This window comes from Maritimibacter sp. (assembly GCF_016774595.1).
Lineage (GTDB): Bacteria > Pseudomonadota > Alphaproteobacteria > Rhodobacterales > Rhodobacteraceae > Maritimibacter > Maritimibacter alkaliphilus.
Map to the genome: position 1 here is coordinate 557,617 of NZ_JACBWT010000001.1, position 14,058 is coordinate 571,674.

Sequence of the window (14,058 nt, forward strand, 5' to 3'; positions counted from 1 at the left end):
CTCGACCCTTCGCGGTCGGCAATGGGGCGGGTGCCGTTGGCTCTGGCCCTCGTTCTGAGCACACCGGAATCCGCGATGTTCTTTGGCGAAGAGGCTTTCGCACGTGCCGGATGCCGGGTGGTGCGCGCGCATTCGCTGGACGAGGCGCAGTCCAAATGCCTCGAACACAAGCCGGAACTCGTCGTTCTTCCGCTTCGCCTGTCGAACCAATCGCTGATCCCCTATCTCGGCCAATGCAAGGCGCAACACGCGCCGGGGATCGTGGTGATCGCGGAAAACGAAGAGATCAACGATGCCGCGGAAGCCATGCGCGCCGGGGCGGACGACTGCCTGTTCCACCCGTTTTCCTCGGCCCGGCTCACCCGCACGGTGCGCGCGGCCCTGAACCCGCGCCTGTCCGACCGCGTCTTCGACGTGACCGAAGACATGATGCCGGACCCGGTTCCAGCGACGGCCCCAGCGACGGTCGCCGCCCCGCCCGAGGCTCAGGCGACGGTGACCCCGCCGCACGGGCTGATCGGAAACAGCCCCGATATGCGCCGTCTGTTTCGCAAGATCGAAGCGGTCGCCAAGGCCTGCGATCCGGTCCTGATCCACGGCGAGGTGGGCACGGGAAAGACCCGTTTCGCACAGGCGATCCACGCCGGCTCCCATCGCGCCGAGGGCCCTTGCATCACGGTCAACTGCTCCGCGCTCGACGGCGGCCAGTTCGTCGAGGCGATGTTCGCGCGCGGCAGCACCGGCGCGCTCAACCGGGCCAAGGGCGGCACGCTGATCGTCGACCGGCTGGACGAACTCGACCGCGGCCTTCAGGGACGACTCCTTCCCATCGTGTCGCGCGACGCCGACGAACCCACCCATGACGTGCGCGTCATCGTCACGCTCACCCGATCACCGACACAGGCGCTGGCCGAGAACCGGCTGCGCGAGGATCTGCTCTACAGCCTCAACGTCATCACCTTCCCACTCCCCCCGCTGCGGCAACGCGAGGGCGATCTGGGGCGCGTCCTCATGGCCAAAATCGACGAGATTTCCGGCGAACTCGGCCGCACGCCCCCCCGCGTGGATGGCGAGGCGATGGCGGTCCTGTCGACCTATCCCTGGCCCGGCAACCTGAGCGAACTGGTCTCGACCCTGCGCGGCGTTCTGCTGACGGCGGGCGATGTGATCGGGCGGCGCGACCTGCCGCAGGAACTGATCTGGCACCATGTCGGCAACACCCGCCGTGTGCCGGGCCGCGCCAGCGACGTGCCCGCGATCAACGGTCTGGGCTCGCTCGTCGGCAAGCGGCTGGCGGACGTGGAACGCGCGGTGATCGAGGCGACGATCGCGGCCGAGGGCGGTTCGGTCCCCCGCGCGGCCAAGGTGCTCGACGTGTCGCCCTCGACGATCTACCGCAAGCGCGAAAGCTGGACGAACCCGACCTGAGCCTCAGACGAACTGTTCGCGGATCAGCCGTTCTTCAAGACCGTGACCGGGATCGAACAGCACCTTGTGACGGATGTCCGAGGCGCTCGTCACCTCGACCGAGGTGACCACCCCGGCGGTCCGGCTATCGGCATCCGCCATGACCGGGCGCTTCTCGGGGTCGAGCACGTCGAAGCGCACCGCCGCGTCCTTGGGCAAAAGCGCCCCGCGCCAGCGTCGGGGCCGGAACGCCGCGATGGCGGTCAGCGCCAGAACGTCCGCCCCGATCGGCAGGATCGGGCCGTGCGCGGAGTAATTGTAAGCGGTCGACCCGGCGGGCGTCGCGATCAGGCACCCGTCGCAGACCAGTTCGGCCAGCCGCTGCCGCCCATCGACCGAGATCGCGATCTTCGCCGCCTGCGGTCCGGCGCGCAGCATCGACACCTCGTTGATGGCGAGTTTCTCGACCACCTCACCCGCCGTCGTGGTCGCGCGCATCCTGAGGGGGTTTATGACCTCGAGCTCGGCATCCCCCAGCCGCTCTTCCAGCCCTTCGAGCGCGAATTCGTTCATCAGGAAGCCGACCGTTCCCCGGTTCATGCCATAGACCGGCACGTCCAGTTCCTGCGTCGTATGCAAGGTGTGGAGCATGAACCCGTCACCACCCAGCGCGACGATCACATCGGCCTCGGCAGGCGCGGCATTGCCGTAGCGCGCGGACAGATCGGCGAGCGCCTTTTGCGCACTCGGCCCGTCCGATGCCGTAAAGGCGAGTTTCGGTCCCATCTCCTGCCCTTCCTGTCCCGGCCCGTTTCCTCGGGTGCCGCTTTGCTTCCGAAAGAAACACAAGTTTCCGGTCAGCGCCAGATTTGCCGCGAATTTGACCGTTCATGTCGCCCGAGACCTTTCCGCATGCCCGGAATCGACGTATGTGACCGGCAGATGACAGTCCCAAGGAGACATGCCATGAAGGACATCCGCTCCCCCGGCTTCTTTTCCGAGCCGCTTTCCTCCCGCGACCCCGAGATCTGGGCCTCGATCACAGGCGAGCTTGGTCGCCAGCGCGACGAGATCGAACTGATCGCATCCGAGAACATCGTGTCCGCCGCCGTGATGGAAGCGCAGGGCAGCGTGATGACCAACAAATATGCCGAGGGCTACCCCGGCAAACGGTATTACGGCGGCTGCCAATACGTCGATGTGGCCGAAGACCTGGCGATCAAGCGGGCCTGCGAACTGTTCGGCTGCGATTTCGCGAACGTCCAGCCGAATTCCGGCTCTCAGGCGAACCAGGGCGCGTTCAACGCGCTCATCAAACCGGGCGATACGATCCTCGGCATGAACCTCGCCTCCGGTGGTCACCTGACCCACGGCGCCCCGCCGAACCAGTCGGGCAAGTGGTTCAACGCGATCCAGTACGGCGTGCGCAAGCAGGACAACCTGATCGACTACGACGAGATCGAGGCGCTGGCGAAAGAGCACCAGCCCAAGCTCATCATCGCGGGCGGTTCGGCCATTCCGCGTCAGATCGACTTCGCCAAGTTCCGCGAGATCGCCGATATGGTCGGCGCCTACCTCATGGTCGACATGGCCCACTTCGCCGGTCTCGTGGCAGCGGGCGAGCACCCTTCGCCCTTCCCCTATGCCGATGTCGCGACCACCACGACGCACAAGACCCTGCGTGGGCCGCGCGGCGGGATGATCCTGACCAACAACGAAGAGATCGCCAAGAAGGTGAACTCGGCCATTTTCCCCGGCATTCAGGGCGGCCCCCTGATGCACGTGATCGCCGCCAAGGCCGTGGCGTTCGGCGAGGCGCTTCAGCCGGAGTTCAAGACCTACCAGAAAGCCGTGCGCGCCAACGCCGTGGCGCTGGCCGATCAACTGATGAAGGGCGGTCTGGACATCGTGACGGGCGGCACCGACACCCACGTCATGCTCGTCGACCTGCGCCCTAAGGGCGTCAAAGGCAACGCGACCGAAAAGGCACTGGGCCGCGCGCATATCACCTGTAACAAGAACGGCATTCCGTTCGACCCCGAAAAACCGATGGTGACCTCGGGCGTCCGTCTCGGCACCCCGGCGGGCACCACCCGTGGCTTCGGCGAAGACGAGTTCCGCCAGATCGCGGATCTGATCGTGGAAGTGGTCGACGGGCTCGCCGCCAATGGCGAGGACGGGAACGGCGAGGTCGAAGCGACGGTGAAGGCCAAGGTCGCCGCCCTCTGCGACGCCTTCCCGATCTATCCGAACCTGTAATCAGGCGGTGCGGGCGGCCAAGGCCGCCCGCGCATTGTCAGCCACGCCCCGCCACTGGCGGGTCGCGGCGGATCGAGGGGCCAGCCCCTCGAGCACCCCGAAGTATTTGGAAAACAGAGAAGACGGACCGTCAGATCAGGCCGCGCCATCCCATGAGGGCGAGCGCGATGGCGATGACGATCAGGATGTTCATGGCGTTGCCCGCGAGCCAGTGGATCAGAACGCTCTTGCGCCGATCCCAAGCATCGACATTTTCCAGCCAGCCCTCGGCGCGCCTGGTCCCGGTCTCGATCCGAGCGTAATCGACCTGCTGGGCGAGCTTTGGGTGATCGACGCGCTCCAGTGCCTCGACCAGCACGTCGAGTTCCCGGCGCACCCAGCGCGGGATTCGCCGCCCGGCCCGGCGGGTCTTGGTCGCAAGCCCGTCGCCCCGGATGTCGAGCCGCTCCTCCATCAGCTTTGCCAGCCGCTCTGCGCGTTCGTGTAGGTCCATGTCCCCGCCTTTCCGCGCGACACTATGCGAAGGGTCTTTCGGCCACAACGCCCGCGCGGTAAGGGAAGGCATGCTCGCGATGGAAACATTCGGGGAGGACAGCTCCCACCCGCCGATCCTGATCGTCCACGGCCTGTTCGGATCGGGCCGCAACTGGGGCGTGATCGCAAAGCGTCTGGCCAAAGACCGGCGCGTGGTGACGGTCGACATGCGCAACCACGGCGACAGCCCGCGCGAAGAGACGCAGGATTACCCCGCGATGGCCGATGATCTGGCCCGCGTGATCGACGAGATCGGCGGCACGGCGCAGGTGATCGGTCACTCGATGGGCGGCAAGGCGTCGATGGTGCTGGCCCTCGCCCACCCGGACAAGGTCGCGCGGATGATCGTGGCCGACATCGCGCCGGTCGCCTATGCGCACACCCAGTCGCACCTGATCGAGGCGATGCAGGCGCTCGACCTTGCCGCGCTCGACACCCGGTCGGATGCCGATGCGGCACTGGCCGAAGCGGTCGAAGAGAAATCCGTGCGCGCCTTTCTGCTTCAGTCGCTCGACGTGCGGGGCAAGGCGTGGAAGCTCAATCTCGACGTGCTGGAACGCGAGATGAAGAAGATCACCGGGTTTCCCGAGGTCTCGGGCACCTATGACGGCCCGGTGCTGTTCCTTGCGGGGGCCGACAGCGATTACGTGCGTTCTGAGCATCGCGCACGGATCAAGGCGCTGTTTCCCGAAGCCAGGCAGGCCAAGATCCCCGGTGCGGGTCATTGGCTCCATGCTGAAAAGCCGCGCGAGTTCGAAGCCGCGGTGCGCGCGTTCTTCGAAATCTAGGCCCGCGTCGCTTCGGCCACCGCGATCGCGGCCATCGCCAGCACCGCTTCGCGTGTCTCGGCCACCGCTATGAAGCGTGCGTTGTGGCAGAATTTCGCGCCCGGCACGCCACAGGCCGCCTCGAGTGCCGCATCGGTCAGCCCGGCCCAGCTTTCCGGCAGATCGGCGCGGCTTTCGAACGTGTCCGCCCCCACCCGGATCGTGTTCAGGGCCCAATCGCCGTCGCGCGGATGGATGACGAACAGCATGTGATCCGCGCCCGCCTTTTCCACGGCCGAGCGGAACGGCATCCCCATCGGCAGGTCCAGCACCCGTGACGCCCCCGCCTTGGCGATGGCGGCAAGCACAATGCCCTCGGCCCGCGCCTTGGCGGACAGCCGCCGGACCTCGGCCTCGACGAAGGCCCGCGCGACGGGAAGCGCGGCATGGAACGCCGCATCGTCGGCCTCGGGCGAGCGGTCGTCGAAGGCGGGTTTCAGGCTTTCGAGCAGGACCGGAAGCGTCAGGCCGGCCAACGGCCCGGCGACCGAGGGCGCGATGGCACCGTTGTCCAAGAGATCGACGGGCAGGACGAAACCCTCGTCCATGCCTGCGAAAACACCCGCGCAGTCCGCCTCAGGCACCCCGAGCGCGGCAAGATAGTCGGCCCCGAACCGCGCCCAGATCAGCCCGAACGAGGAATAGGGCCGACCGTCCGGGCGCAGGGGCGCCGGGCGCTGGTGGTGGTCGAAAATCCCCGCCTCGGCATCATAAGCGCGCCCGACGTCGTAGATGATCCGCTCCGCCCCCGGCGTGATCCAAGGCGCATCGCGCGAACGCACCAGTGCCGCCTCGGGAAACAGGCGTGTCAGCACGACGGAAGCCAGAAGTTCATCGGCATGGAAGCCGCCCGAATGGGTGACGAGGTGCGTGATGGTCATGTGCTGATCCCGAAAATGAAACGGGCGACCGAACCGGCCGCCCTGCCTTGCCCGGAGCTGTCCGCGCTCAGTGCGTCCAGACCTGCCGACGATTGGTGGCGAAGTTGTCGCCATAGCCGCCGGGGCGGATGTTGGCCTTTCGCTTGTGCGGCTCCATCACCACGGCGTCGATGCCCTTTTCCTTGGCATACTCCACCGCCGCCTCTTTCGTGGCGAAGCGGATGCGCACCTGGCTTTGCGTGTCCGACGAACTCGTCCAGCCCATCAGCGGGTCGATCTCGCGCGCCTCGTCCTGTGCGAAATCCAGAACCCACTGCTTCGTGCGGGCCTGACCGGATGTCATCGCGTTGCGGGCGGGTTTGTAGATGCGGGCGCGCATGTCTGCCTCACGGATTGGCTATCGGAACGCCTGTTTTATCGAACAAAAGGCGGGGCCTTCGCAAGGGCAAAGGCACCCGCCTTGGGAGGGAAACTGAAAGTTGACTGCCGGCCCCGACGAGGGAGCGAGGGGTGGGGTGGGTGTTCGTCGAGGCCGACAGCCGGTCTGCTGCTTGCAAGACCAAGGTAACAACCCGGAGGAGAGGGACGCAACGAAAATCTACAACCTAAGCGACAAAATTCTCATTAAACTCTCCCTAAGGTGGTAAGAGTTCCTTAACTTCTGGAGTTGGGAAAACGACCGCTCTCGGGCCGTTCGTCAGACGGGGCGAACGGGGCACATTTCAATCGGGTCATGTGAAAAATACGGGACTTTCGGGGGTCGGACCACTCGCCAGATCGGGGGAGATGATTCGGTTTCAGGCCGCGCGCGGGCTGAGGACGGGATGCAGGATCGGCTGCGGCACCAGACAGCGCCCCAGAAGATCGGCCTCATGTCGCTTGAGCACGTCGCGCGCGGTCTTTCCGTAGCTGCCCGAAAGGGTCCGCAACTCGGGAAACAGCGACAACACCTCTTCGCGCGCCTCGATGTCGAAGGCCGACAATCCGACACCGCCGGGATAGAAGCTTTCGCTCACCAGCCCCTCCGAGGTCAGAATCTGGTGCCGCGCGAACAACAGATGAATGTATTCGACCTCGGCCTGCGGATCGACATAGATCGTATCGCCGTTCACAAGATGCTTGGCCGCCGCCAGAACCTCGGGCTGGCCGAAGAAAAGCTGCGCCTCCGGCCCGTCGATCAGGATGCGGTGCATCGGCGACACCAGCAGGTCGCGTTTGGGCACACCCGGCGCGATGGACCCGGCGGTCACACGGATCGGGCGCAACCCTGCGTCGGAGGCGACCCCGCTCAGGTCGATCCGCTTGGACCCGGCCCAGAGGATGCGCTGCACCCCCATGTCGACCGTCAGAACCTCGTCCCCTGCCCGCAAATCCTCGACGGGGCGCGGCCCGTGGGGCGTGTCGATCAGGGTGCCGCGCGTGAAACATGGCGGCTCGTCCAGACCGTTGATCGTGATCGTGACGGTCGAATTGCCGCCGGTGGAGGTGACGTTGAACACCTCGGTCAGCGTGTCGCCGGTATCGAGGGCCTGAATGGCGGGCTGCGAATTGTCGGCGGTGTAGGTCCAGACACCGTCCGAATTGATGACGAGCGTGCCGTAGCTGCCGGTCAGGGTGCCGGGCGTCCACGCCCCCGCATCGCTGCCCGCAAGGAAATTGATGTCCCCGTTCGCAACGAGGTTGCCGCCGACGACGCCGGTATCCTCGGTCACCGATCCGGTCGAAGGGCGCGGGAAACCCATCAGGCGGCCTCATCCATGAAATGCGCGCGCACGAGCCCGCGTTTGCCCCGGTTTCGGTCGCCTTCGACCACCTTCTTCACCCGGCCCTGCCGGTCGAGCCGCGCGAAATAGAACGGCACGTCGGGCGGATGGCGCGCAATCTCGCGCGCGATGACGCGGCCATGCCCGAACGGCGCGAGCAGATCGATGAACCAAAGCGTATCGCCCGCCGCCCATTCGGCGGTCGTGGGTGCGATGCCGTCCCGCAGCATCCGCGCCGAAACTTCGTCGCTCAGACGGGCCCAGATCAGCGCCGCCGCCGTCGCGCCGTCTTCGTTCTCGAACAACCGCACGCAGCCGTTGTTGACCGCCGGAATGAAGATCGACGCAAGCACATGGCCGGGATAGGTCCGATGCAGCGGGCAGTAGGACGCAAGGAAAGACAGCTTGCCCAAGGTGAGCATCTGTTCATTGCTGGGCGGCGGCGGACCCGTTCGGGCCGCCGTCGCGGGATGTGCCTGTCTGCTCGACATCTTCTGATGCCTCTTTTGTTTGGCCCAGACTCGCCCAAAGGCTGTATTGTGTCAACGGACCGTTCCGTTCAGTCTCATTTGCTCGGCCCGATTGTTCGATTTGTGACTTTCGCGCACGCCGCTCCCGACAAAACCCGTCAGCAGGGCGCAGATCGGTGCCCCCTTGGCCCTTGAATGAGGGCAAAAAGAGAACAACTGTGTGGGCCGAAGGAGTCTCCCATGCCCGACAGCCCCCTCACCTCGCCCACCGTCGCCCCGACCGCCCGACCCAAGCTCGAAGGTGGCATCCGGTTCCGCATGAACACCGAGTTCAAGCCGGCGGGCGACCAGCCCACGGCCATCGCGGAGCTATCGGACGGCATCAAGAACGGCGAGCAGGATCAGGTGCTTCTGGGGGCGACCGGCACCGGCAAGACCTATACGATGGCCAAGATCATCGAAGAGACGCAGCGCCCCGCCATCATCCTCGCCCCGAACAAGACGCTCGCGGCGCAGCTTTATGGCGAGTTCAAAGGCTTCTTCCCCGACAACGCGGTCGAATATTTCGTCTCTTACTACGACTACTACCAGCCTGAGGCCTACGTGCCCCGGTCGGACACCTTCATCGAGAAGGAAAGCCAGATCAACGAACAGATCGACCGGATGCGCCACTCGGCCACCCGCTCGCTCCTCGAACGCGACGACGTCATCATCATCGCCTCGGTCTCCTGCATCTACGGCATCGGTAGCCCCGAGACCTACACCGCCATGACGCAGGACATCACGGTGGGCGAGGAATACGACCAGCGCGCCATGATGAAAGACCTGGTTGCCCAGCAATATCGCCGCAACGACAACGCCTTCGACCGGGGCAGCTTCCGCGTGCGCGGCGACAGCCTCGAAATCTGGCCCTCGCACCTCGAGGATCGCGGATGGCGGCTGTCGTTCTTCGGTGAGGAACTGGAATCGATCACCGAATTCGACACCCTGACCGGGGCCAAGACCGACAGCCTCGAAAAGGTCCGGGTCTATGCCAATTCCCACTATGTGACCCCGACGCCCACGCTCCGTCAGGCCATCGAAGGCATCAAGAAGGAGCTCACCCTCCGCCTCGCCGAATTCGAGAAGGACGGGAAGCTGCTTGAGGCGCAGCGGCTTGAACAGCGCACCCGCTTCGACCTTGAAATGCTCGAAGCGTCCGGGTTCTGCAACGGGATCGAAAACTACTCCCGCTACCTCACGGGCCGCGCGCCGGGTGAGCCGCCCCCTACCCTGTTCGAATACATCCCCGACAACGCCATCGTCTTTGCGGATGAAAGCCACGTCTCGGTCCCCCAGATCGGCGGCATGTACCGGGGCGACTATCGGCGCAAGTTCACGCTGGCCGAGCACGGGTTCCGCCTGCCGTCCTGCATGGACAACCGCCCGCTGAAATTCGAGGAATGGGACGCGATGCGCCCGCAATCCGTCTTCGTCTCGGCCACGCCGGGGAACTGGGAGTTGGAACGCACCGGCGGCGTCTTCACCGAACAGGTCATCCGCCCCACCGGGCTTCTGGACCCGCAGGTCGAAATCCGGCCCGTCGAGATGCAGGTCGACGACCTATTGGACGAAGTGCGCAAGGTGGCGCAGGCCGGTTACCGCACGCTGGTCACGACCCTGACCAAGCGCATGGCCGAGGATCTGACCGAATACATGCACGAACAGGGCATCCGCGTGCGCTACATGCACTCGGACATCGACACGATCGAACGGATCGAAATCCTGCGCGACCTGCGGCTGGGCGCCTTCGACGTGCTGATCGGCATCAACCTCTTGCGCGAAGGTCTGGACATCCCCGAATGCGGCCTCGTCGCCATTCTCGACGCGGATAAGGAGGGTTTCCTGCGCTCGGAAACCTCCCTCATCCAGACCATCGGCCGCGCCGCACGCAACGCCGATGGCCGCGTCATCATGTACGCCGACCGCATCACCGGCTCGATGGAACGCGCGCTGGCCGAAACGGATCGCCGCCGCGCCCGCCAGATCGCCTATAACGAGGAACACGGCATCACCCCCGCCACGGTCCGCAAGAACGTCGAAGACGTGCTCGCCGGGCTTTACGCGGGCGACACCGACATGAACCGGGTCACGGCCACGGTCGACAAGGTCGGCATCGGCCAGAACCTTCAGGCGCATCTGGAGGGCCTGAAGGAAGACATGCGCAAGGCGGCGGAGAACCTCGAGTTCGAGGAGGCGGCACGGCTGCGCGACGAGGTGAAACGTCTGGAAGCGGTAGACCTCGCCGTCGCCGACGACCCGATGGCGCGTCAGGCAGCGGTGGAGGCCGCTGGCGACAAGGCGGTCAAAGGGCGGTCGACGGCCGGGAAGCCGGGGCAGCGGGCTGGTCGGAAAGGACGAGGAAGATAAACTCTTCGGTAGGAGCAATCGGTCAGGTGGCCAATGCTAGTGATATAGAAGTGCTGCGAGAATTACTCGCAGAACTGAGGCAAACTAGCGTTAGCCATGTAACCGCCGCGACACGCCCGATAACACCAAAGGTGGTGTTCAAGCTTCTCGTTTTTCGCGAGGCTTTGTACTGGAGAACTCTAGAATTTCTAGAAGCAGCGATCTGCGAGTTGGAAGCAAACCGATTCACATCTGCGCTTCTTTTGGCGCGCGCTTTGCAAGAGAACGTTGCAGCCAACCACTACCTATCGAAACGAATTCAAAAAGCTGTCAAAGACGACAACTGTGATTTCTTGGATGAAGATGCGATGAAGCTCTTATTGGGCGCGCGATGGGAAGGCCACGCCTACCAAGCCAAGAACGTGATTGGGTTCCTTGATCGAGTAGAAAAAATATTGCCAGGCTTTCGCGGTGTTTATGATGGCCTGTCTGAATTCGCCCACCCGAATTACTCTGGTGTCGCGCTCGCCTTCTCCAAGCCGAAGGGAGAATATGGCGTGGAGCTTGGCGCTTACCCCAGGGACAAATCAAAGCTTTCATCACAAGCTGTCGCCGCGCTGATGGGAGGAATTGAACTTTATTGCATCGACTATAACTCAACGGCTGAATATCTCCATGATCTGGTGCAAATCTGTTATCGAGATCTTGAAACTAACATCAGATTTGAAGAATGATAAACAAGCGCAGGATATAAAATTTTTGCATATGGCTTGCTAAAGGTGGACTTGGATGTATTGCCCGCGCGACTCCCTTAAGGCGAGGCGAAGTCCAATCCGATTTACGGGAACCAACACTCAAGTTTGGCAATCGGGCAACGCCCAAGGCAAACAACCGCACGGAATCAAGGCCGCAGGCCGCCGTGCGAGCGCCTGCCCGTCCCGGCAGGCTAGCGCTTTTCCACCAGCGCCCATGCCGACCCCGGCAGTGACACGGCCCCATAAAGCGCCCCGCTCAACCGACAAAAGCGCCACACACTCTTGACGCGCTCCTCCGGTGCGACGGACAAACGCCGCGCACGCCTCACCTCCCCCGAAACGCATTCGTGATTTGCCAGCCGCCCAGCCGCGACCACCAATGGCGCAGTTTCAACCCATGCAACGAGCCGCCAGATGATCTCACGGATCGCCCCCCTCGCCTTCGTCCTCGCCGCTGTCCCGGCCTTCGCTCAGGACCATTCCGCGCATATGTCCCACGGGTCCGACGACCCTGCCACGGCGGCCTATATGGCCGCGAACGACGCCATGCACCGGGACATGGCCATCGAATTCACCGGCAACGCCGATGTCGATTTCATCCGGGGCATGATCCCGCATCATCAGGGTGCGGTGGCGATGGCGCAGGCCGTGCTCGCCCACGGCACCGATCCCGAGGTCCGCAAACTGGCCGAAGCCGTCATCGCCGCGCAGGAAGCGGAAATCCAATGGATGCGCGACTGGCTCGCCGCCAACGGTGGTTGAGGCGCACGCCCCCGCCCCTGACCTCTTCGACCCACAGGAACCCGGCGCGCAAGGGCGAACGTGTCCGCGCGCTCCAAGCCATGTGACCCGGCGAAAACCCGCCCGTTGTCCACCTGTGCGGGGCGCGCGATCTACCGAATGTGACTGGTGTCGCGGGCGCGCTTTTTCTAGCGTATCGGAATGACCCGACTTCTGCTCGCCGCCCTCATCGCCTTCGCTCCGTTCACCGCCCGCGCCGACATCACGGCGTTCTGCCGGGTGCTGCCCGGCACCAACGCCAATCAATGCGCCTGCGCGACCGAGAAGCTCAGGGCACAGGCCTCGGCCTCGGACTTCGCGCTCTACGATGCGGTCGCGACGGGGTATCTCAGGAACCGCTCGACGGGTCAGGCGTGGCTTGCGGCCTGGCGCGCATCGGTCAAGTCGGTCGCGGCGCAGAACGGGATCGAGCTCACCGCGTTCAAACGCCAGCTCGACAGGATCGGCGATCTGCACCGCGCGCTTGGCGACAGCTGCAAATAGCGCGACAACGGAAAACCCCCGCACCGACCGGCACGGGGGTTCGCCTCTGAAATCGTCGTAATCGGTCTTACGAGTCGTCTTCCGGCGGATTGACGTCGATGGTCGGCACTTCGACCTCGGCGCTTTCCGTGTCGACGTCCACGTCGACATCCGGCACTTCGACCTCTTCCGTGGCGGTGCCGACTTCGACCTCGCCCACTTCGGCGTCGACTTCCGGCAATTCACCGCCGTCGACCGAAACGTCGACATCCGGCAGAGCGCCGTCTTCGGTCACGTCGAAATCCACCATGAACACCGCGAATGCGATGGCGACCAGGGCCACGAGGCCCAGGATGACTCCACCTGCTTTACCCATTGTTCGTATCCTTCCAGTCTCTGTTCCATTGCTATGGTTCTGCCCCACAAACCAAATCCCCCGCTGAAAGGTTCCAACTTCGGCATAAGCCCCGCCGTGCCCACACTGGCCCGCGCCACAAAAAAACCCGATTCCCGTGCAAATCTTGTCGCCGACACTCAGAAAACAGGTCTCGCTGCCATGAAATACGCTATCGCCCTGATCGCTCTTCTGCCCGCCGCCGCGCAGGCCGGATCGACGGAACTCTGCATGGACATGGGCGCAAGCTCGTCCAAATGCTCTTGTGCCACCACAACGCTCAACAGCAACATCACGCTGGAAGAACGCGCGCTCTACGACTCGGTGGGCGACACGTTCCTGTCCGCCAAATCCGGCGGGTCCGACGTGTCGGAGGCCTGGGAAACCGCGTTCTCGACCGTCGCCGCGCAGAACAACATGACCACCGAAGATCTGCTGCTCGACATGGCGAGCGTGGGCGAAAAGCACGAAGACGCCATCTCGTCCTGCCAATAAGCACCACCAACCCTTCGGCTTTCCATTCAGGGGCTTGCGCGCTACACCATTGGTGCGCCAGCCAGTGCACGTCGATCTGACGCGCCCGCCCGCGTGCATCAACGCGCGAGGACCTGATGACCAAGACCGACCCCATCCGCCCGACCGATGACGAGGCCCGCAGGCTGGCGCGCGATCTGATCGACAGCGCCCGTTTCGCGGCCCTCGCCGTTCTTGTGAACGCACGTCCCTTCGTGACCCGCGTAGCCCTTGGCACGACCCCGGACGGCGCGCCCCTGACCCTCGTCTCCGACCTCTCGGCACACACGCGGGCGCTGCGTGCTGCACCGCAGGCCTCGCTCCTGGTCGGAGAGCCGGGCGACAAGGGCGATCCGCTGACCCATCCCCGCCTGACACTCGACTGCACCGCGCGGTTTCTGGCAAAGGACGACGCCCTGCGCGCGCATTATCTGGCCACCCACCCCAAGGCGAAACTCTACATCGATTTCGCGGACTTCAACTTCGTCGGGTTCGAGGTGGAGGCCGGCCATCTGAACGGCGGTTTCGGCAAAGCGTTTCGCCTGACGCCCGCCGACCTCGCCCCCACTGGACAGCCCCCCGCACCGGGCGCATGATCGGCCCC

At 64.5% G+C, this 14,058-nt stretch carries 16 protein-coding genes; 9 read left to right on the plus strand and 7 right to left on the minus strand.

Features of this window, described 5'->3' with window-relative positions; all coding sequences use genetic code 11:
• Positions 1–36: 36 nt before the first annotated feature.
• Positions 37–1,428, plus strand: coding sequence for a sigma-54-dependent transcriptional regulator (locus tag HOY44_RS02820; RefSeq protein WP_287432906.1), 1,392 nt, complete (start codon positions 37–39; stop codon positions 1,426–1,428).
• Positions 1,429–1,431: 3 nt separating this feature from the next.
• Here HOY44_RS02820 and HOY44_RS02825 read toward each other — a convergent pair whose 3' ends face one another.
• A complete protein-coding gene (locus HOY44_RS02825; RefSeq protein WP_138422689.1) occupies positions 1,432–2,193 on the minus strand; it encodes an NAD kinase in 762 nt (253 codons plus the stop codon).
• Positions 2,194–2,373: 180 nt separating this feature from the next.
• Between HOY44_RS02825 and glyA the strand changes: the two genes are divergently transcribed.
• On the plus strand, positions 2,374–3,666 hold the full coding sequence (gene glyA / locus HOY44_RS02830; RefSeq protein ID WP_287432908.1) for a serine hydroxymethyltransferase: 1,293 nt from the start codon (positions 2,374–2,376) through the stop codon (positions 3,664–3,666).
• A gap of 130 nt (positions 3,667–3,796) precedes the next feature.
• Here the strand turns inward: glyA and HOY44_RS02835 are convergent, their stop codons facing one another.
• On the minus strand, positions 3,797–4,159 hold the full coding sequence (locus HOY44_RS02835; protein ID WP_287432909.1) for a hypothetical protein: 363 nt from the start codon (positions 4,157–4,159) through the stop codon (positions 3,797–3,799).
• Between the two features lie 70 nt (positions 4,160–4,229).
• On the opposite strand from HOY44_RS02835, the gene HOY44_RS02840 reads away from it, so the two are divergent.
• The gene (locus HOY44_RS02840; RefSeq protein WP_287432911.1) at positions 4,230–4,988 is read left to right on the plus strand and encodes an alpha/beta fold hydrolase; all 759 of its coding nucleotides are present in this window, start codon (positions 4,230–4,232) and stop codon (positions 4,986–4,988) included.
• Here HOY44_RS02840 and HOY44_RS02845 read toward each other — a convergent pair.
• From HOY44_RS02845 to HOY44_RS02860, 4 genes are all read right to left on the minus strand, one after another.
• On the minus strand, positions 4,985–5,908 hold the full coding sequence (locus tag HOY44_RS02845) for an MYG1 family protein (RefSeq protein WP_287432913.1): 924 nt from the start codon (positions 5,906–5,908) through the stop codon (positions 4,985–4,987). The genes HOY44_RS02840 and HOY44_RS02845 overlap by 4 nt on opposite strands.
• A gap of 67 nt (positions 5,909–5,975) precedes the next feature.
• Positions 5,976–6,287, minus strand: coding sequence for an ETC complex I subunit (locus tag HOY44_RS02850; protein WP_008335118.1), 312 nt, complete (start codon positions 6,285–6,287; stop codon positions 5,976–5,978).
• Positions 6,288–6,705: 418 nt separating this feature from the next.
• Entirely contained in the window at positions 6,706–7,650 is a 945-nt protein-coding gene (locus tag HOY44_RS02855; protein ID WP_287432916.1) for a Hint domain-containing protein, read from the minus strand.
• Positions 7,650–8,162, minus strand: coding sequence for a toxin-activating lysine-acyltransferase (locus HOY44_RS02860; protein WP_138422683.1), 513 nt, complete (start codon positions 8,160–8,162; stop codon positions 7,650–7,652). Before HOY44_RS02860 ends, HOY44_RS02855 begins: the two co-directional genes overlap by 1 nt.
• A gap of 219 nt (positions 8,163–8,381) precedes the next feature.
• On the opposite strand from HOY44_RS02860, the gene uvrB reads away from it, so the two are divergent.
• The 4 genes from uvrB (at position 8,382) to HOY44_RS02880 (ending at position 12,568) form a co-directional block, all read left to right on the plus strand.
• Entirely contained in the window at positions 8,382–10,550 is a 2,169-nt protein-coding gene (gene uvrB / locus HOY44_RS02865; protein ID WP_287432918.1) for an excinuclease ABC subunit UvrB, read from the plus strand.
• A 26-nt stretch (positions 10,551–10,576) separates the two neighbouring features.
• On the plus strand, positions 10,577–11,263 hold the full coding sequence (locus tag HOY44_RS02870) for a hypothetical protein (protein ID WP_287432920.1): 687 nt from the start codon (positions 10,577–10,579) through the stop codon (positions 11,261–11,263).
• A gap of 435 nt (positions 11,264–11,698) precedes the next feature.
• Positions 11,699–12,046 carry a CopM family metallochaperone gene (gene copM, locus HOY44_RS02875; protein WP_287432921.1) on the plus strand — a complete coding sequence of 116 codons (348 nt, stop codon included), beginning with the start codon at positions 11,699–11,701 and terminating at the stop codon, positions 12,044–12,046.
• Positions 12,047–12,226: 180 nt separating this feature from the next.
• On the plus strand, positions 12,227–12,568 hold the full coding sequence (locus HOY44_RS02880) for a hypothetical protein (protein ID WP_287432923.1): 342 nt from the start codon (positions 12,227–12,229) through the stop codon (positions 12,566–12,568).
• Positions 12,569–12,635: 67 nt separating this feature from the next.
• On the opposite strand, the gene HOY44_RS02885 is transcribed toward HOY44_RS02880, so the two are convergent.
• Complete coding sequence (locus HOY44_RS02885) at positions 12,636–12,923, minus strand: hypothetical protein (RefSeq protein ID WP_008335107.1); 288 nt, start codon at positions 12,921–12,923, stop codon at positions 12,636–12,638.
• A 180-nt stretch (positions 12,924–13,103) separates the two neighbouring features.
• Here HOY44_RS02885 and HOY44_RS02890 point away from each other — a divergent pair, with 180 nt between their 5' ends.
• Together HOY44_RS02890 and HOY44_RS02895 are read left to right on the plus strand one after the other, a co-directional pair.
• Positions 13,104–13,436, plus strand: a complete 333-nt coding sequence (locus HOY44_RS02890) for a hypothetical protein (protein WP_040885329.1) — start codon at positions 13,104–13,106, stop codon at positions 13,434–13,436.
• 116 nt (positions 13,437–13,552) lie between these two features.
• Positions 13,553–14,050 (plus strand): HugZ family pyridoxamine 5'-phosphate oxidase, encoded by a 498-nt coding sequence (locus HOY44_RS02895; protein ID WP_287432925.1) that lies wholly within the window; start codon positions 13,553–13,555, stop codon positions 14,048–14,050.
• The last annotated feature ends 8 nt before the right edge of the window (positions 14,051–14,058 follow it).

Coding starts and splice junctions, on each gene's coding strand:
- HOY44_RS02825 (WP_138422689.1), bottom strand. CDS start 2,193: ATGGGACCGAAACTCGCCTTTACGGCATCGGACGGGCCGAGTGCGCAA.
- glyA (WP_287432908.1), top strand. CDS start 2,374: ATGAAGGACATCCGCTCCCCCGGCTTCTTTTCCGAGCCGCTTTCCTCC.
- HOY44_RS02835 (WP_287432909.1), bottom strand. CDS start 4,159: ATGGACCTACACGAACGCGCAGAGCGGCTGGCAAAGCTGATGGAGGAG.
- HOY44_RS02840 (WP_287432911.1), top strand. CDS start 4,230: ATGCTCGCGATGGAAACATTCGGGGAGGACAGCTCCCACCCGCCGATC.
- HOY44_RS02845 (WP_287432913.1), bottom strand. CDS start 5,908: ATGACCATCACGCACCTCGTCACCCATTCGGGCGGCTTCCATGCCGAT.
- HOY44_RS02850 (WP_008335118.1), bottom strand. CDS start 6,287: ATGCGCGCCCGCATCTACAAACCCGCCCGCAACGCGATGACATCCGGT.
- HOY44_RS02855 (WP_287432916.1), bottom strand. CDS start 7,650: ATGGGTTTCCCGCGCCCTTCGACCGGATCGGTGACCGAGGATACCGGC.
- HOY44_RS02860 (WP_138422683.1), bottom strand. CDS start 8,162: ATGTCGAGCAGACAGGCACATCCCGCGACGGCGGCCCGAACGGGTCCG.
- uvrB (WP_287432918.1), top strand. CDS start 8,382: ATGCCCGACAGCCCCCTCACCTCGCCCACCGTCGCCCCGACCGCCCGA.
- copM (WP_287432921.1), top strand. CDS start 11,699: ATGATCTCACGGATCGCCCCCCTCGCCTTCGTCCTCGCCGCTGTCCCG.
- HOY44_RS02880 (WP_287432923.1), top strand. CDS start 12,227: ATGACCCGACTTCTGCTCGCCGCCCTCATCGCCTTCGCTCCGTTCACC.
- HOY44_RS02885 (WP_008335107.1), bottom strand. CDS start 12,923: ATGGGTAAAGCAGGTGGAGTCATCCTGGGCCTCGTGGCCCTGGTCGCC.
- HOY44_RS02890 (WP_040885329.1), top strand. CDS start 13,104: ATGAAATACGCTATCGCCCTGATCGCTCTTCTGCCCGCCGCCGCGCAG.
- HOY44_RS02895 (WP_287432925.1), top strand. CDS start 13,553: ATGACCAAGACCGACCCCATCCGCCCGACCGATGACGAGGCCCGCAGG.